General features: G+C 44.3%; 16 protein-coding genes and 1 pseudogene. 8 read left to right on the top strand and 9 right to left on the bottom strand.

Annotated elements, in window-relative coordinates; genetic code table 11:
• The 3 genes and pseudogenes from RH88_RS23605 to RH88_RS23730 all read left to right on the top strand — a co-directional run.
• Positions 1-417 (top strand): annotated as a pseudogene (locus RH88_RS23605) (hypothetical protein); the annotation flags it as partial.
• Complete coding sequence (locus tag RH88_RS12230) at positions 411-2,084, top strand: BatD family protein (RefSeq protein WP_005596355.1); 1,674 nt, start codon at positions 411-413, stop codon at positions 2,082-2,084. The pseudogene RH88_RS23605 and the gene RH88_RS12230, both read left to right, overlap by 7 nt.
• Before the next feature lie 129 nt (positions 2,085-2,213).
• On the top strand, positions 2,214-2,381 hold the full coding sequence (locus RH88_RS23730; protein WP_005596353.1) for a hypothetical protein: 168 nt from the start codon (positions 2,214-2,216) through the stop codon (positions 2,379-2,381).
• 27 nt (positions 2,382-2,408) lie between these two features.
• Here RH88_RS23730 and RH88_RS12225 read toward each other — a convergent pair whose 3' ends face one another.
• Complete coding sequence (locus RH88_RS12225; protein WP_005596352.1) at positions 2,409-4,532, bottom strand: sensor domain-containing diguanylate cyclase; 2,124 nt, start codon at positions 4,530-4,532, stop codon at positions 2,409-2,411.
• A 356-nt stretch (positions 4,533-4,888) separates the two neighbouring features.
• Here RH88_RS12225 and RH88_RS12220 point away from each other — a divergent pair, with 356 nt between their 5' ends.
• Positions 4,889-5,434, top strand: coding sequence for a L,D-transpeptidase family protein (locus RH88_RS12220; RefSeq protein ID WP_005596349.1), 546 nt, complete (start codon positions 4,889-4,891; stop codon positions 5,432-5,434).
• Positions 5,435-5,552: 118 nt separating this feature from the next.
• On the opposite strand, the gene RH88_RS12215 is transcribed toward RH88_RS12220, so the two are convergent.
• The 5 genes from RH88_RS12215 to RH88_RS12195 form a co-directional block, all read right to left on the bottom strand.
• Positions 5,553-5,951: an OsmC family protein gene (locus RH88_RS12215; RefSeq protein WP_005596347.1), complete on the bottom strand. Its 399-nt coding sequence runs from the start codon at positions 5,949-5,951 to the stop codon at positions 5,553-5,555.
• A gap of 12 nt (positions 5,952-5,963) precedes the next feature.
• Positions 5,964-6,944 (bottom strand): Gfo/Idh/MocA family protein, encoded by a 981-nt coding sequence (locus RH88_RS12210; protein WP_005596345.1) that lies wholly within the window; start codon positions 6,942-6,944, stop codon positions 5,964-5,966.
• A gap of 47 nt (positions 6,945-6,991) precedes the next feature.
• Positions 6,992-7,609 carry a LysE family translocator gene (locus RH88_RS12205; RefSeq protein WP_005596343.1) on the bottom strand — a complete coding sequence of 206 codons (618 nt, stop codon included), beginning with the start codon at positions 7,607-7,609 and terminating at the stop codon, positions 6,992-6,994.
• A gap of 89 nt (positions 7,610-7,698) precedes the next feature.
• Positions 7,699-8,619: a LysR family transcriptional regulator gene (locus RH88_RS12200; protein WP_005596341.1), complete on the bottom strand. Its 921-nt coding sequence runs from the start codon at positions 8,617-8,619 to the stop codon at positions 7,699-7,701.
• Positions 8,612-9,061, bottom strand: coding sequence for an Lrp/AsnC family transcriptional regulator (locus tag RH88_RS12195; protein WP_005596338.1), 450 nt, complete (start codon positions 9,059-9,061; stop codon positions 8,612-8,614). Before RH88_RS12195 ends, RH88_RS12200 begins: the two co-directional genes overlap by 8 nt.
• 251 nt (positions 9,062-9,312) lie before the next feature.
• Here RH88_RS12195 and yjeH point away from each other — a divergent pair, with 251 nt between their 5' ends.
• A complete protein-coding gene (gene yjeH / locus RH88_RS12190) occupies positions 9,313-10,578 on the top strand; it encodes an L-methionine/branched-chain amino acid transporter (RefSeq protein ID WP_005596336.1) in 1,266 nt (421 codons plus the stop codon).
• Between the two features lie 17 nt (positions 10,579-10,595).
• Here the strand turns inward: yjeH and RH88_RS12185 are convergent, their stop codons facing one another.
• Positions 10,596-11,606 (bottom strand): AraC family transcriptional regulator, encoded by a 1,011-nt coding sequence (locus RH88_RS12185; RefSeq protein WP_005596334.1) that lies wholly within the window; start codon positions 11,604-11,606, stop codon positions 10,596-10,598.
• Positions 11,607-11,714: 108 nt separating this feature from the next.
• Here RH88_RS12185 and RH88_RS12180 point away from each other — a divergent pair, with 108 nt between their 5' ends.
• Together RH88_RS12180 and RH88_RS12175 are read left to right on the top strand one after the other, a co-directional pair.
• Positions 11,715-12,044, top strand: coding sequence for a hypothetical protein (locus RH88_RS12180; protein WP_005596333.1), 330 nt, complete (start codon positions 11,715-11,717; stop codon positions 12,042-12,044).
• The gene (locus RH88_RS12175; protein ID WP_005596332.1) at positions 12,038-13,261 is read left to right on the top strand and encodes an HlyD family secretion protein; all 1,224 of its coding nucleotides are present in this window, start codon (positions 12,038-12,040) and stop codon (positions 13,259-13,261) included. Before RH88_RS12180 ends, RH88_RS12175 begins: the two co-directional genes overlap by 7 nt.
• A 318-nt stretch (positions 13,262-13,579) precedes the next feature.
• Here RH88_RS12175 and RH88_RS12170 read toward each other — a convergent pair whose 3' ends face one another.
• Together RH88_RS12170 and RH88_RS12165 are read right to left on the bottom strand one after the other, a co-directional pair.
• Entirely contained in the window at positions 13,580-13,984 is a 405-nt protein-coding gene (locus RH88_RS12170; RefSeq protein ID WP_005596331.1) for an NUDIX hydrolase, read from the bottom strand.
• 272 nt (positions 13,985-14,256) lie between these two features.
• Entirely contained in the window at positions 14,257-15,726 is a 1,470-nt protein-coding gene (locus tag RH88_RS12165) for an NAD-dependent succinate-semialdehyde dehydrogenase (RefSeq protein ID WP_005596330.1), read from the bottom strand.
• A gap of 332 nt (positions 15,727-16,058) precedes the next feature.
• On the opposite strand from RH88_RS12165, the gene yddG reads away from it, so the two are divergent.
• A complete protein-coding gene (yddG, locus tag RH88_RS12160; protein ID WP_005596329.1) occupies positions 16,059-16,970 on the top strand; it encodes an aromatic amino acid DMT transporter YddG in 912 nt (303 codons plus the stop codon).
• The last annotated feature ends 294 nt before the right edge of the window (positions 16,971-17,264 follow it).

Raw genomic sequence — 17,264 nt, 5'->3', positions numbered from 1 at the left:
AGGCAGTCTCAGCAGTCTCAGCAGTCTCAGCAGTCTCAGCAGTCTCAGCAGTCTCAGCAGTCTCAGCAGTCTCAGCAGTCTCAGCAAGCCGAGAATGGCGATCAAGCTCAGGGCAAGCAAGCGGAAAAACAATCTAAACCAAAGGCATCGCACTCCCAAGACAATGCCAATAACAGTAATGAAAAAGATCCGCAGCTTAATTCGGAAAACGATTTGCTAAAGCAGAAGCAGAATGAGAGTGAAGGCATGGCACAAGCCAATTCCTCAACACCAGATCAGCCCCCTCGCGAAGACGCAGCCTTTCGGAAACTGGAACAAGTGGAAGCCGCGAGAGATCCTAGCCAACTGATCCGTGCTCAGCTTCAGCTACAAGCACAACAAAAACAACCACCTAAAGAGTCGAACAAACAATGGTAATATTCAAACATCGCACTCTCTTGGCATTGATGATGACTCTCGTGAGTCTCCTAGCCTTTACCAGTAACGCTTTTGCTGCAAACCTTTGGGCGGTGGTTAAAAGCAATCAAGTGACTCAGGCCGAAGTCTTTCAGTTGCGCCTTATTTTTGATGAAAAAGTAGATGCTGACGCCATTGATTTCAAACCACTAGAAGCGAATTTTTTTCTTGGGCAACCAAGCTTTGCCAGCTCATTGAACTTTACTAACGGTAAACGTAGTAGTTCAAGTGAATGGACGATCGCCCTAAAAGCCAAATCGCTCGGTCAATTGACTATTCCAGCCTTCGAAATAGAGGGTAGCTATTCACAGCCGATAGAGATGACGGTAAATGCTGATACTGACTTGCCAAAGCAAAATGATCTCGTTGAGATTCAAAGCCAGTTATCTCGCTCAACGCTTTATCCTGATCAAAGCGCAGAGTTGACCACACGCCTAATCTTTAAAGCTGACCTACGTCGATTACAAAATCCAAACTTTATCGCCCCCGCTGCGCTCAATAATAGCCCGGGCCTATCTGTTACTGAACAGGGAAAAGCCAAGCAGACAACACAAGTTGTTAACGGTGTTGAAGTGACGGTCTTTGAACAACGATTTTTGGTCACAGCCGAACAAGCTGGTCACTACACGTTAAATAGCCTTGGTTTTTCAGCCACTCTAGTACACGGCAGTAACCGTACTGGCAGTACCAAACTCATTCCTATCAACATTGCACCAGAAGCCTTCCCATTGGAAGTCAAAGCAAAACCTCAAGGTTTTGGTAAACAGTGGATCCCGACCCCGTCGCTGGATTTAACACAACGTTGGTTAGATGCTGATGGCAATGTGCTCTCGAAAGTCTCAAAAGATAAAAGCAACAGCGAACTCAAGGTTACCGTGGGTGACTCGATTACTCGCGAATTGACTTTGACTGTCGAGGGTTTAGCGCCAGAACGATTCCCACAGTTTATCGTCAATTACCCTAGTGCCATTCGTCAATACGCTGAAAAGCCTCAGTATACTCAACTCTCTGATGGCAATTTTAAGATGACGGTAAAACAAGTATTGATTGCCCAAAAATCTGGCCAGTATGTCTTACCAAACATTGATCTTGAATGGTGGAATACCGCCAGTGATCGTAAAGTCGTCACTTCGCTTAATGCACTATCCCTGACAATAGAACCGAATGAGTTAAGCGCGGCTCCTGCCGTAGTCACGCCTCCTTCTCTGCCTACGCACAGCATCGTGGTTGAGTATGATCGCGGTTATTGGCCTTACCTAACTGCGCTCTTTGCCCTTTTATGGATAACTACTCTTGCTTGGCATATCAAAACGCGATTAGGCCGACAAAAGGAGGCTCCCCACCTTTCAAGTGCAGCGCTCGACACAACTAAAACCATACTCATTGCTATTGAGCGACAAGATGCGCCTCGTATTCAGCACCTAATTGGAGTCTGGCTAGCGGAGCGGGAATGTCAGGACTCCCCTCTCATCGACAAAATCAAAACTGAGCTTGAAGCGATGAACAACCATATCTATGGGGGAGGCGATTCGGTGTGGAGCAATGCTCAACTCATCAAACTGATCAAACAACTGGCGAAACAAACACCAATAAAAAAGCAGCAACCGTCTCAATTGGCCAAACTTTAGACAAACAAAAGCTCTGCAACAGATTGATTATTGCATCATCTTTCAGACCAGTATAGTTTTGCCGCTTATCGCAGTATCCATCTACACTATAGGGGATTAGTATTAGGCGGTAATTCAATGAGGGGTAGTATGTCTGCAGTAAAAAAAGAGTATTTAAGCCAGCAATATCGAATTCTCTATTTTGATGGCGACAAAATAGCGGAATTATTAGTTTCTGCTGAAAATAGAGATGAAGCGATCGCCGTACTGAAACAGAATGGATTTGCACCAAGCGATATCTTTTCAATCATTCCATAAAAAAGCAGCCATACGGCTGCTTTTTTATTATTCAACGGCTTCTAATGGCATTTTGTAACCACGAATGATGTTACGTCCACTGCCTTTGGCTTGATAAAGCGCTTGGTCAGCCTGCCCATAGAGTGCATCAAAGTTAAACTCATCACCCGCCACACTTGTGACAGTGTAACCAACAGAGACTGTTAACACGCTGCGTCCCTCGTTATCAGCATGAGGTATAGCCTCTTCTTCTATGCTGGAACGAATTCGTTCTGCCAATGCAACAACCTGCTGTTCATTCTGATTAACGACTAATAATGCAAACTCTTCGCCACCAATGCGACAAAATACTTCATTGGAGAGTTGGGCGTGATACTGCAAAATACTACCAACGCGCATGAGTGCGATATCACCCTGCATATGACCATAATAATTGTTGTACAAACCGAAATGATCAATATCCACCAAAATTAGGCCATAAGTTGCACCACGGCCTTTATCATCAACACAGATATCCTCTAGCAATGATTCGAGCATACGACGATTACCAAGGCGTGTAAGAGGATCCATCTTCGCCATCAATTCAAGTTGCTCATTGGCTTTTTGTAGTTCTTTCGTCCGTTCTTTGACCTCTTGCTCCAATGTTTCATTGAGTACATGCACCGCTTCTTGAGCGCGAGTTCGTGACAATACCTCAGTCAGGTTCGAGGCAAACATCCGTATCATTTCGCGTTGCTGATGGGTCAAAGGAATACGTCGGATCAAGTTATCGGCGGCGATAAAAGCAACTGGCTCACCGCTGCTACTGGTTAACATTGTCATTGCCGTCCAGCCGAAACCAACAATGTGATAATCATGATAAATCGGTACCGACTCTTCAAACACCACTTCATTCGGATTCGAGCGCGCATTGTTCACGATAGAACGATCAACTAATTCAGAGCGGTAATAAGACTCATCGACCACGTTACCTTGGATGTCCGTTCCCCAAGTACCTTGCATGTAAGAACAATTTTCGTCGGTCAAGAAGACCGCTAGGCGATCGATGCCCAAACGATTAATACCAAATGTTACCGCAGATTTACAGACATCACGCACCGTCATGCAACGTGAAAGCTCAACCATACTAGCGTGCAACATTCTCACATTCTGTTCCTGACGCTTGCGAATGTAGATCTGCGCTAACAGCGAGCCAAATGACTCCAGCATCTGTTTTTGATAAGAGGTAATAGGTGAACGATTAATGTAATTATCAAGAGCAACCCAGCCGATGATGTCATCGCCATCGCGCAAGATCAGCATACCGTTCCAACCTTGGCCAATCACTGCACCATCGTTGTAAAGAGGAGCATCTTCAAGCACAACTAACCCATCTTGCCCTTCAAAGAGTGCATTGATATAAGCTTCTTCTAGCTGATGAAGATCATATTGGGTGTGTTGTAATTCAACTGTTTTTCCATTCTCATCAGTACCAAAAGTGCCACTAAAACAGCGCTTCTTAATATCAAGTAGCATAAATGCCGCACGGTCAAAACCCAATTGTTCGCGAATCGCCTCAACCGCAATACGGTGCAAATCATCAATGGTTTCTGGGTTAGATATCTCAACCGAAATGCGCTGTACTAGCTTCATATCTTCAATGAATTTTTCGCGCTGCTGGATCACATCAAGATACTTGGCTTCTTTAATGTCCCGCTGTTTGTATTCACTCGCGGCTTCTAATTCGGCACGGACACATTGCCAACGAGATGCAATAACTTGTAATAAATCAAGTGAATTTTCCAGACTGGCTTGCTGCATTTTATCTGCTTCGACATTTTCCAAAATCAGATAGGTGCGCGCTTCTGAGAAATTGTCGATCATGAAAATGTAGCTATCATGATTGATGATACTATTTCCTTCCCACTGGCAGGTTGCCATCGCTAAAGGAATAAGACCATCAGAGGTATCAAATTGAGCAACCCAAGACCAAAAAGTATCAGGATAGTTACTAAGTGTAGTGGGATCACCTTGCTCGTATAAACTTTGCGGTTGCTCGCTCGAATGGGGTTCAGAAACAATACTCGCCGACTGCGGTTCGAGCAGTTCATCAATGTACTGAAACAGTGAATGCGCAAGAAAGCGATGATTTCTTGCTGACATGATGTTTTTTAGCAATGCGCGCGCAAACATTGAGATCCTTTCTTTCGCTTGAATGGTAATTTCGCATTACAAAATTAGCACTGACCTCACGATGATCAAATAGAATTCGAGACGTCGTGTTAACTACCTCGCACTTAGTTGCGTATAAATATCATATACATGATTCTAATTGCATTTTTTTGATCTTCTGTCCATTTTTTACATTAGTTTCATGCATCGTCTAAAACTCGTGCAGGAACATTAAGCTGCTATTTCATTCTTAATGCTTAGAAAAGGACAGCGATAAAAACCACTCTTTCACCCATCCCTCGACCAAGATATTGTAGACAGTGAACCTATAACGGCTAAACTCCATGTATTGACCTCAACTGGAATTATGCTTTTCAATGAAACGATGGATTCTCTTACTCGCTTTCGTTGCTTCAACGCCATCACTAGCACAACTTACGCTCATCATTGATGCGCCTGCAAATGAATCGACGGCCAATCAAGTCGCTACCGATAATGCCAGTGTCGATAAAGTCAGCGTTGATAAATCAAAACGTCGCTTATACCTATTCAAAGATGGCGAAGTTATCCGCGAATTTCGTATCGCACTCGGAAAACAGCCAATTGGTCATAAAAGAGAAGAAGGCGACCAACGTACACCTGAAGGCAACTATAGCCTTGGCCATGTGATGGAGAACTCGCAGTTTTACCGCTCAATACACATCGACTACCCAAATCTAAACGATATGGCTGTCGCCAATAGCCTGAGTGTTAATCCCGGCGGTGACATTAAAATTCACGGTCAAAAGAATGGTGAGGCCCGTTCGAGTGCATTTGTACAGAGCTTTGATTGGACAGATGGTTGCATTGCGCTAACCAATGAAGAAATGGATGAATTACTACGACTGGTAAAACAAGGTACCCCAATAGAGATTTTGCCGTGAGTCTAGCGACAACTCATTGCCGTATCCAATTAGTCAGTCATGCTTTAGTCAAATCACTAAACAAGATAAAGAGCCGAGCGTAGTACTCGACTCAATGATAATCGGTAAAAGAAATGGGTTAGATAATTTCCCAGCTATGGCTCATTTCAACCCCTTTACCTAGCATCAGGCAAACCGAGCAATATTTCTCTAGTGAGTCGGCGGCGACTTTAGCGGCAATCTGAGGGTCGATGTTATCGCCCGAAATTTCGAAATGTATATTAACCTGCGTAAATATGCGCGGTGCCGTTTCACGACGTTCTGTTGTTAATTTTGCAGTGCATGCCGTCACCTTCTGGCCTGCTTCTTTTAAACCATCGACAACATCGACTGAACTACAGCCACCAGCAGCCATCAATACCATTTCCATTGGACTTGGTGCTGTCGCACCACCATTACCATCCATGACGACCGAGTGGCCTGACTGCGATTGACCTAGGAACTTAAAATCTTCAACCCACTTTACTTCAGCTTGCATTTCTATCTCTCATCAATCTTGGGGAAAAACCACCCCGGTTTGGCGACGAATTTCCGTTAATAACTTAGCAACCACCAGCGAGCGTTGTTTCGCCTCTGGGTCGATGTGATTATTGACGATCTTCTCAGCAAAATCGAGCGCTTCATAGATCATCGGGTTACTATGTTGCTGTACGGAAAGGTCTTCTGTTGCTTGGCCACGAAGCGTTTTGGTGATTTGTTTGCCAATCGATATCATCGACATGTGCAACACGCCATCTTCGCCTTGGAATTCGCTCGGCAATAGCGAGTCACTGGTTTTCGAATGCTGTAGCACCACTTCAAACCCGTCATAAGCCAAAATAACACTACCGCTGCCATCCACTCCGGAAGGTAGCAGTTGCGCTTGTGCACTCACTTGTCGCGGTTCACCAAATAGCGTGACTGCCGAAGCAAGACAATAAAATCCAATATCAACCATCGAGCCATTTGCGAAAGCGGGATTAAAGGTATTGGGATTCTCACCGGCTAGATATTTCGGATAACGTGACGAGTATTGGCAATAACTAATAAACGCCTTGGTTAATCGACCTATGCGAGGTAACTCAGCTTCTAGTGTTTTAAAGTTTGGCGTGTGAGGAGACATAAACGCTTCACACAAGACAACTTGGTTCTGTTCGGCTGTCTCAAACATACGTTGTGCCAGTGCATAGTTCGCCGCTAACGGCTTTTCACAAATCACATGCTTGCCCGAATGCAATAATTGAATCGCTTGCTCGGCATGAAACGAGTTAGGGCTGGCGATATAGACCGCATCGATTGCAGAACTCGCAGCAAGAGCAGACAAATCATCAAACAGTAAGGGGGCCGCTGTTGGAAACTGTTGCGCGAAAGAGCGCGCCGAATCCATAGAACGTGAGTAAATCGCGCTTAATTGATACTTCTCAGTAAACAGTGCTGCTTCGATAAATTGTTTGGTAATCCAATTGGTACCTATAACGGCAAGTCTAATCATAATAGGCCTAATTTCGTGCATAATCTTTATCGCGAGATAATGTGTCTTTAGTTAAGGGTAAAGACCACTCGCGCGGCTAACAAAATCAGGATGATGCCAGAAAGGCGATCGATCAACTGTGCCTTAGTCCTTATTTTGTCAATAAAGCGAGCGCTAGAAAGCAAACACGTCACAAGGGTGTACCACAAACCATCCACAACGAGAGGGGTAATCACAATCACAGCTTTACTGTTGAAATCACTGCCAACCGCGATAAATTGGCTAAATAGAGCAATGAAGAACAGAGAAATCTTAGGGCTTAAGATAGAAATCAAGAAACCTTCTTTCGCCGATTGCCATAAGCTTGTTTGCTCACCTGACTGCAGTTTAGCAGCAACACCGCCTTTAGAGCGCAACGCATTGACGCCTAAATAGGCTAAGTAAGCCGCTCCCGCATAACTAATGGTTTTGAACAGCAGTGGGGATTGTTGCAATACTACTGCCAAGCCAATCAAGGTAATAAACGCATAAATACCAATACCAAACGCATGCGCCCATGCGGTGGCAAGGCCGTTGCTACGGCCTCCAGCAAGGCTATGTTTTGCGACCATCGCTAAACTTGGCCCTGGTGACATAGCTCCGAGTAAGCAGACAGTAAAAAGCGAAAGCCAGATTGTTAATGTCATCGAATTATCTTAGATAAGTTTAAAGTTCAGCTACACTACGCCCAATTGATCATGCAATGAAATCAAACTTTTTCATATTCTACATGATTTCAGATCATACCTATCGAAAACGGCGAGTGTTGCATCACTTGCAATACATTATTACGCATCCACGTATGGGCTTTATCCTGATCAAACTTAGGATGCCACATTAGCCAATAAAGATGGGCTGTCGTTTCAAAAGGTAAAGAGCGGTAAGACAATGGAGCTTGCTTGGCCAGGTTAATCGCAATGTGCTCAGGCACAATCATCAATAGATCGCTGCTTTGTAGTGCATTAACCGCCGCGGAGAAAAAAGGCACTTTCACGGCGATACGACGTTTAAGCCCCAATGCAGACAAAGCGAAATCGGCGTGGCTATCTTTATCTCCTCCCCCAGTGACCTTTAGATGAGGAAAGCCAACAATATCATCACTGCACCAAAGCGACTTTGCCATTAAAGGGTGATGCTCGCGCATTAGGCAAACTGAGTTGTCCTGACCAATCAGGATACTTGAAAGCTGTTCCGGTGGCTGTGCTAGCATCGTCGACGCGAGATCAATGCCCGTCGATTGTATTTGTGTCAGATAATCAGGCTGCCATAGTCGATAAGTCAAATCGACAAGCGGGGCTTGTTGGCTTAGCAAGGAAACCACTTCAGGAACGATAAACTGCGCCACATAATCACTAGAGGAAAACACAAACTCTTGCTGCCAAATATCAGGTGCAAACGGTATGTCACTAAACAATTCATCCGCCTGGGTTAATAGTGAATTAACGCGGCTCAATAATACTTGAGCTCTTGGCGTCGCAACCAATACATTACCATTTCTGACCAATAGAGGATCATCACATAAGGTGCGTAATTGAGCGAGTTGTCGACTGACTGCCGATTGAGTGATATTAAGTCGCTGCGCAGCGCGACTAACATGACACTCTTCAAGTAGGACTTGCAATGAGCGCAGCAGGTTTAAGTTAATATGATTAATCATGGTGTAAAGTATTGAAGAACTCGGTTAATACAGTGTGAGTCGTCAAATGACGTAATTCAGGAATGGCGTGCAGTTGATTGCGAATATTGTTAAGACTTTCCATCGTTTCAGTTTCAACATAAAGCATCATATCCGTCTCCCCACTGATCGCGTGGCTCCATTTGATCCCATCAATCTGATAAAACTGCGCAGCGTAAGACTCACAGTGTTTGGTTGAACTAGAGGTGTCAAACTTCAATGCCAAATAGGCTTTAATCTTCGGCTGATTATCCACTTTTTTAATATTGGCATGGTAACCCAATATTATGCCGTCCTTTTCGAGCTTTTGGATTCTCGCCGTCACCGCCGAACGCGACAGGTTCACTTGTCTCGCCAGTTCACTAATCGGTGAGCGTGCATTTGATTTCAGCAGGGTAAGAATTTTTTCGTCAAACTGATCCATATGATTCCTAGTAATAGCCCAACTAATCCGTGTTGAATTCAAATGATAATACCCGATCTTCCTGTGTAATCTAACGGTCATTGTGGCTTTTTTTATCGAAAATAACGTCAAAGTGACACCAAAGACGAACAGTTTGCGCAGTGATCTTAGTGGTAATACCGCGTAAGCTATTTCATCATCTTCAAATAACCTTTCTATCCCAAGGTTATCTGTTTCTGCTTTGCCTACGACAAGGAGTCAATGAACAAGCGATGGCACAATTGAAAAAGGAAATAACCCTTATCTCCGGCATAGGGCAGTTATCAACCACATTACTTGGCACTGGTCTTTTCATGGTGCCAGCACTGGCTGCAGGGATCGCAGGCTCATTATCACTGTGGTCGTGGCTACTCTTACTGATTGGTATCTGCCCCATCGCCCTCACCTTTGCTCAATTAGGTAAGCGATATCCCAGCGCAGGAGGTACTGCTTTTTTCGTCCGTCAGGCGTTTAATCGCCGCCTAGAAAAAAGCATTGCTTGGTTGTTTCTGAGTGTTATTCCTGTCGGTGTCCCAGCGGCGATTGCACTGGCCGCAGGTTTTCTACAACCATTGTTACCCACACAACTCAATAGCCCCCTTTTGGCTCAAACCTTCACCGTTTTCTTACTCGTCATCGTCAATTTATCCGGCGCAAAGTCTTCAGGCCAACTACAGACTCTCATTGCTCTGGGTATTTTTATGCTTGTCGCCGCATTATGGTGGTTTGGCAGTATTTCCCCACAAGATCTTGTTATGCCAACGATCTCGTCGTCAGACTTGCCAATGATTGGTAGTGCGCTAGCGGTGATGTTTTGGTGTTTTGTTGGGATTGAAGCGTTTGCTCATATGGGAGAAGAATTTAAAAACCCTCAACGTGACTTTCCAATCGCTATCTTGGTCGGTTGTGGCATCGCAGGTGCCGCTTACTGGGCTTGTTCAGTGGTCGTTATAAAATACCATGCTTACGGCAGTACCGAGTTTGATACGGGGTCAATTCCCTACCTTGCACAACTGCTGTTTAATGACACATTCAAACCGTGGATCAGTGGATTAGGTTTTGTTGCGTGCTTTGCCAGCATCAACTTATACACGCAAAGTCTCGCCCGTATGGTTTGGGCACAAGCGCGAGAGTACACACCAAGTAGTCGTCTTGCCAATCTGTCGACTAAAGGCGTACCGGCTAATGCAACGTTCGCGGTCGGAGGTGTATTACTGCTCTCATGCATCGTTGGCGAGCTGACCCAATTAGACTTAGAATTTTTTGTTAAGCTCGCCAATGGTGTATTTATTTTGGTCTATCTCATGGCTATGCTCGCCGCGGTAAAACTGCTGCAAGGGTTCGCGCGATTACTGGCGATAATTGCCCTAATTACGTGTGCTATCATGCTCGCGTTATTAGGTTGGTCAATGTTGTATGCGGTTGGCTTATTTGCGCTATTGATGTACAAAATCAATCCCAACGAAGTATCCCAACCCGAGCCTATAAGTAATAAGTAATAAGTAATAAGTAATGTCTAGTCTAACTCTTGTAAACGTTGAATAAACTGTTTAGGGGTTAATGCCCGCTGCTTTTTGAACATACGATTAAAGCTCGCGACATTTAGGTATCCAAGGCGTGCGGCAACCTCATCAACTGTCGCACCTTTCACCATCATATCAACCGCAATGTTACTCATCACATAGCCCATAACATTGGTAAAGTTCATTCCCAATGCATGCAAGCGTCGTTGGAACTGTTGTGATGACAAACCAACTAATTTTGATACCTTCTCTACGGTTGGAAAACCGTAATGGCAGCTATAATTAATCACCTCATAGATAACCTTTATCTCATCATCCGGTTCTGGCATGTTTAGAAATTCATCGAGGTCGGTAAAATTCATCGCTAACGATTTATTGCTACGATATGGTCGCATCGATTGCGTCGCCATACGCAGATCGGAATGAAACCACACTTCTGTTTTTGAGTGATTCCAACCAATATCACAGCCAAAATATTGCTTATATTTAGCGTCATTTTGTCGTATGCCTGGCATCATGATTCGCATTGGCGAAAACTGCTCTCCAACATAATGACGAATTAATTTAGTCATGAATATCGCCGCTCGCATACCATCATGAACTTTGTTATGAGGATCGATAAACGGATTTTGATAAACCCATTTAATAATGTGGCCGCTTTGCGTACCGGAAAGGAAAGCCCCTGATTGCAGACTGCCGATGCCGTAATTTAAACGACGAATAGCGGAAGCAAGATCGATCCCTGATAGAAGCCAACGAGAAACCGCCCCCAGCTCATCAGGCTTAATATCACTCGCCACTTCGAGTACGATATCGACGTTACCCGTTACTTTTTCTAACGCTTGATACCATAAATTAACTTCAGATATTGGGATCAGTGTCATTGGGTTATTGAGCGCCGATTCTGGAATTGCCAGAGCATTAGGCTCTAGCCCATAACGTCGTCGCACTTGATTGTGCACACTTTTCAAGCCGAGTGCGCGTATGAACCTTACTTTATTCATCTCAGATTTAGTCAATAACCAACCACAATTGATTAAATCTGTCACATTTTAAGGAATTAATCAAATATAGATCACAATCCTTTCTGAGAAATAACAGAGAGGTAAAAAATGAGTTTATTAAGTGTGCCATTTGTTGGCTCCGGCGCTGATACTGCATTGCATGTTGTCGCTACCATTGTACTTGTCGGCACCGTTGGCGCCGCCGCTTATGGTTTTTGGCGCTTTCATGAACTCCCAATAAGCAAAGCTCACAGTAAAGAACATCATCAAATTGGCTTAATTACTGCACTCACGTGGATTGGGTTTATTTGGCATTGGGTATGGGTCGTTGCGGTCATTTTAGCATTTGTCGATATGGAAAAAGCAATCATCAATTTGCGCGATACATGGCGTCATGCACCATCACATGCAACCAATAATGAGGATAAAACATGCTAGAAGGTTTAGCGGTCTGGGCTCTTTTCATCTATTTATTGCGTTTTATCGGTATGCCTTGGAACACCTACACCAAATCTTTTGCTTATTTAGGTGGTGGTGGGTGGCTGATGTTCGTTTGGGTTGGGCTGATTAACTACGCACCGATGGACCTTTCGGGTGGTTCGCTGGTGCAGTCACCACACATCCAATTGCGTCCTGACTCCCCGAATGTCAAAGGTAAAGTCACTCAAATTTATATTCAACCTAATCAAACCATTGAAAAAGGACAGTTGATCTATGAAATTGATGATACCCAATACCAAATCGCTTATAGCCAAGCGCAAGTCGCTGAACAAGCGGCCAAAATAGCACTCAACGTGGCTAAGCAAGACGTTAAAACAGCGCAAGCAAGCTATCAGTCGATTAAACAAGATCTACACACGAGTGAAGCCCAGCTGGCAACGGCAAGAGCAGATTACCAACTGCAAAGAAATACTCTCACTCGTTACCAGAAACAAAATAGCGTTGTGCAGAACACCATTACCGAGAGTGATATCGATAAGCAAAACACTGCGGTAATCAAAGCGAGTCATTATATTGAAACCATTAAGTCACAAATATTGACCAAACAGGTCGAACTAGAAAAAGCACAAGTCGCCATCGTCAAAAGTGAGTTATCGATTGAAAGCCGCACTGCTGATTGGCACTCTGCACAACAGAATGTCGCGAAAGCCAAATGGGATTTAGATAGCACCAAAGTGCACGCTCCGACGGATGGATTTGTCACTAACTTCATTTTACGCGAAGGTCAGCGAGTCTCGATGGTACCCCGTCTACAAATGTACACGAACGAAAAATACGTACTCATGCGTGTTAATCATCAAGCCATTCGTAACATTAAACCAGGTCAAGCAGCGGAGTATTCCTCCTCTGTTTACCCAGGAAAAATCTTTTCAGCGCATGTTGAAGGTATCGTTGAAGCAACTGGTGAAGCACAAAGTAATCTACTTGGACTGGACCAATCGGTTCGAGCTACGACAGGTAATAATCTGCAAAACAAGCATCACTTTGTTCGATTGAAAATTGAAGAACCGCAAGATTATGATATTCCTGTCGGCTCTGTTGGATTAGCATGGGTCAGTGCAGAGAAACCAATCGGTTTTCTTAACTTTCTCGATGCGATACGTGGCATCATTATCCGTATGAAGTCCCAATTGTATTTTTTCTACTCAATTTAGAACGATGAAAGACCAGTTAATATCTGGATTATCAATAGCATTTTTGGTTAATTAGCAAAATGCATTTGCAATATGCAAAAATAACCATGGTAATTGATGGAAAAACGCGAGCATATGAACAAAAAGGCACATTAAAAAGTGGCACGCATCATGCATTATTAAAAGTGACCCTTTTTAAGCCGAGGGTCACCTAGCCAACTGACGTTGTTAGTGAACCTAATTTGTTCACACTAAATTTAGCCAATCACACCTATTGTGATTGGCTTTTTTCTTTTCAAGGCCTCTCAAAAACACTGACCCACGAACCCATAATCACATTTAGACTAATGTTGGCGACAACGCATATTGCTTAAGCTGTGACGTGATAAACTCAACATCAGCTTGATAGAAATCATCCAACGGGATTTTGGTCGGTTCAAACCACATGAATTGTTGTTGACGAGCCGGCTCGATAACTTGGGGCTCATCATTTGGATTAGCACGAAAAACCACGAAGTAGATACGACCACCATAGTCATTGACCTTGGTGTAAGTGGCGGCATGCTTGAGATCCGACAATCCGGTTTCTTCGGCAAGTTCTCGCGCAGCAGCTTTAGTACCATTTTCCTCTTCCCCAACTTCTCCACCAGGAAATTCCAACACCATGCCTTTATCAACGCGGTAGCGTTTTTGCACCAGGACTTTCCCTTGTTTGACGACAACCGCCATTGCCAAATGTTTCATGTCCATCTCCTTGTAATGCTGCTTAATCGCAATTCCATTGGTCAGTATTTATGTTCTACTTGCGGATAAGCACAAGCACTGAATATGGCGAAAGGTATTGTTGTATTCGACCAATTCAATGCTTGAAACCTAAAAGATCATTGCATCAACGATGCCTCACCTAGCCATAGTAGGTAATGGTGTTTTATTTTACTCGTGCACAGCTAACAATTTCACCAAATTGACGAATAAATCATCAACAAATCATCACTACTGCAAATAAGCTGGGCATGTCATTGATGGAGTCCACCCATTAAGCGGTACTTCATTTCCAAAAACTCTTCCATGCCATGGCGAGAACCTTCTCGACCCAAGCCCGACTCTTTCACTCCACCAAAAGGGGCGGCGGCTGTTGAGATCAATCCTTCATTAATCCCAACCATTCCAACCTCTAACGCATCAGAGACTCGCCATGAGCGGCCTAATGATTGTGTATATACGTAAGCGGCAAGACCTGATTCCGTTTGATTTGCACGCTCTATGACTTCAGTCTCATCGGTAAAGCGAAACAGTGGAGCGAGTGGGCCAAATGTTTCTTCGCTCGCGACCAACATTGCATCAGACACATCGCTTAAAACAAAAGGCTCCACCAACAAAGAATCGTCTGCAGGCAACCGACCACAAAGCAATCTTGCACCTAACCCGATCGCATTGTCGACATGGCGTTTAACCTTCTCCAAGGCTGCTGCGTTTATCAGTGGACCAATAGCGACGTTTTCACCAAAACCATCTCCGACTTTCAATGTTTGTACTCTTTCGACCAATTTTTCTGCCAACTGATCATAGACAGAATCTTGCACAAAAATGCGGTTGGCACACACACAAGTTTGCCCCGCATTGCGGAATTTCGCCACCATGATACCGTCAACGGCGGCATCAAGATCGGCATCGTCGAATACGATGAATGGCGCATTACCACCAAGCTCAAGCGCCATCTTTTTGATCGTCGTGGCCGATTGATTCATCAAAATTTTACCGACGTGAGTCGATCCAGTAAACGATACCTTACGCACGCGCTTATCGCTGGTTAATACCGAGCCAATCGCGATTGCATCACCGGTAATGACATTCAACAATCCAGCTGGGAATCCAGCTTCCTCAGCAAGCTTCGCCAATGCCAACGCCGTAAATGGCGTTTCTGGCGCAGGCTTCAACACAACCGAGCAACCCGCGGCAAATGCGGGTGCGCATTTACGCGTGATCATTGCGGCTGGAAAATTCCATGGTGTAATCGCCGCGACCACACCTATCGGTTCTTTGGTTACAATGATTTTTCCATCACTGCGATGACTTGGGATCACTTCACCATAAGCACGGCGAGCTTCTTCGCTATACCAAAGCACAAAGCTGGCCGCATAAGCGATCTCTCCTTGAGCCTCTGTGTAAGGTTTGCCTTGCTCAAGGGTTAAAATCATCGCCAATTCATTGCTGTGTTTGATAATCAAGTCATACCAATGGCGTAATAACAGCGCGCGCTGATCTGCCGTGGTCAGTTTCCATTGGCTAAACGCCTGCTGGGCTCCGTCAATACACTGCTTGGCGTGCTTTTCGCCCAAATTAGGAACATGACCTATCACTTGCCCCGACGATGGGTTCAATACAGCACAATCTTCATCATCGCCCTCTACCCACTGACCATTGATGTAACACTTTTGTTCAAATAGATGATGTGGAAAATCTGCAGGTAATTGAGTTGATTGCATACTAGGCCTATCTTTTCACTTTTATGAAGGTTGCCGCGTTCAGCTTGTGACAAACAAGCACCAAACGTTCACTATAAATCGTTTAACCACCCCATTGTGTTGCGGTTATCCTGTTAAATATATTAGCTCAACGACAAAAGCTTAGTTTAGCGACATTCCATACCCGATGTCGGCTGGATTCTTATATTTCATTCAAGCTCGTTATTGGCGCCACTCCATAAACACCAGCCAAGAGGATATCGTGTCTTGATCACTGTAATTTTTATTGAGCCTCTCAAATTTTACGCTACTCTATGCGCTATCCAACGATTACTCGCTATTAGGCTCTAACATTGAAGGCTTCATCTCAAATCCGTTTCACCATCTACGGCTGTCTTGCCATTTTATTTTGGAGCTGCTTACTTGCCAGTACGCGACTTGTCACGGAAAGCTTCGGCCCAATTGGTGGCAGTGCACTACTTTACTCTCTTAGTTCGCTATTTCTGCTCTGCGTAGTGGGAATTCCAAAACTCTCGTACTTTTCCACTCGCTATCTACTGATGGGCGGCGCACTTTTTGTCTGCTATGAAATATTCCTCGCACTGTCACTGGGTTATTCAAACTCTCGAGCCCAAGCAATCGAAATTTCCATCGTCAACTATCTATGGCCTGCTTTAACGGTATTATTTGCGGTTCTAGGGAGCAACAAAAAACCAAACTGGCTACTTTATCCAGCCATTACCCTCGCCTTTATTGGCGTAGCTTGGACCGTCAGTGGTGATAATGGTTTATCGCTTAAGCAGCTTAGTGCCAATATCGGTACTAACCCATTGGTCTACCTAATGGCCTTTAGCGGCGCCATTATTTGGGCCTGCTATTGCAACCTAACCAAAAGACAGCAATCAAAACACAATGCCATTACTGTGTTTTTTATTGCGACAGCGCTATCGCTATGGATCAAGTATGCGGCCAGTGATGAGCCCGCAATCAGCTTTTCTTGGCAAGGCCTTAGCTATCTTGCCTCAGCGGCCTTTCTTATGGCCGGCGGATACGGGTTGTGGAATATTGCCATCGTGGGTGGGAACATGGTATTTCTCGCAACCCTCTCTTACTTCACCCCTATTTTTTCAGCTCTGTTTTCATCCATATTGCTCGGTGTCGCTTTAAGCCAAAGCTTTTGGCAAGGTGTGGCTATGGTCACTCTCGGCTCACTGCTTTGTTGGTGGGTAACAAGAGAAAGATCACCAAAAAACATGCATAATTAGGCTGCGAAAATAACACCGATAGTCTAAATATTTCCTCTATTTGCATTTCCTCTATTTGCAGTGAGCATCTCATTCGCTTGCGTTCACTGCAAATGTCCGCGACTTCGCCCCCACATAACAGATTTTCTTCTCGAACTAACAAGCCGTCATTCCAAAGCAACAGCAAAGAATAAATCACAAAAATGCGATCGATTAGATAAATATTTGTTAATGAAATGTCGATTATTGATGATATTAAACATATCGATTAAGGTGGTAAATCAAAATAATAACAAACAAAATTTATCGGTCGTT

It is taken from the genome of Vibrio scophthalmi LMG 19158 (assembly GCF_000222585.1).
GTDB lineage: Bacteria > Pseudomonadota > Gammaproteobacteria > Enterobacterales > Vibrionaceae > Vibrio > Vibrio scophthalmi.
This window is presented reverse-complemented; position numbering and strand designations above follow the sequence as displayed.

Coding starts and splice junctions, on each gene's coding strand:
- yjeH (WP_005596336.1), top strand. CDS start 9,313: ATGGCACAATTGAAAAAGGAAATAACCCTTATCTCCGGCATAGGGCAG.
- RH88_RS12210 (WP_005596345.1), bottom strand. CDS start 6,944: ATGATTAGACTTGCCGTTATAGGTACCAATTGGATTACCAAACAATTT.
- RH88_RS12175 (WP_005596332.1), top strand. CDS start 12,038: ATGCTAGAAGGTTTAGCGGTCTGGGCTCTTTTCATCTATTTATTGCGT.
- RH88_RS12180 (WP_005596333.1), top strand. CDS start 11,715: ATGAGTTTATTAAGTGTGCCATTTGTTGGCTCCGGCGCTGATACTGCA.
- RH88_RS12195 (WP_005596338.1), bottom strand. CDS start 9,061: ATGGATCAGTTTGACGAAAAAATTCTTACCCTGCTGAAATCAAATGCA.
- RH88_RS12205 (WP_005596343.1), bottom strand. CDS start 7,609: ATGACATTAACAATCTGGCTTTCGCTTTTTACTGTCTGCTTACTCGGA.
- RH88_RS23730 (WP_005596353.1), top strand. CDS start 2,214: ATGTCTGCAGTAAAAAAAGAGTATTTAAGCCAGCAATATCGAATTCTC.
- RH88_RS12230 (WP_005596355.1), top strand. CDS start 411: ATGGTAATATTCAAACATCGCACTCTCTTGGCATTGATGATGACTCTC.
- RH88_RS12185 (WP_005596334.1), bottom strand. CDS start 11,606: ATGAATAAAGTAAGGTTCATACGCGCACTCGGCTTGAAAAGTGTGCAC.
- RH88_RS12170 (WP_005596331.1), bottom strand. CDS start 13,984: ATGAAACATTTGGCAATGGCGGTTGTCGTCAAACAAGGGAAAGTCCTG.
- RH88_RS12165 (WP_005596330.1), bottom strand. CDS start 15,726: ATGCAATCAACTCAATTACCTGCAGATTTTCCACATCATCTATTTGAA.
- RH88_RS12220 (WP_005596349.1), top strand. CDS start 4,889: ATGAAACGATGGATTCTCTTACTCGCTTTCGTTGCTTCAACGCCATCA.
- RH88_RS12215 (WP_005596347.1), bottom strand. CDS start 5,951: ATGCAAGCTGAAGTAAAGTGGGTTGAAGATTTTAAGTTCCTAGGTCAA.
- RH88_RS12225 (WP_005596352.1), bottom strand. CDS start 4,532: ATGTTTGCGCGCGCATTGCTAAAAAACATCATGTCAGCAAGAAATCAT.
- RH88_RS12200 (WP_005596341.1), bottom strand. CDS start 8,619: ATGATTAATCATATTAACTTAAACCTGCTGCGCTCATTGCAAGTCCTA.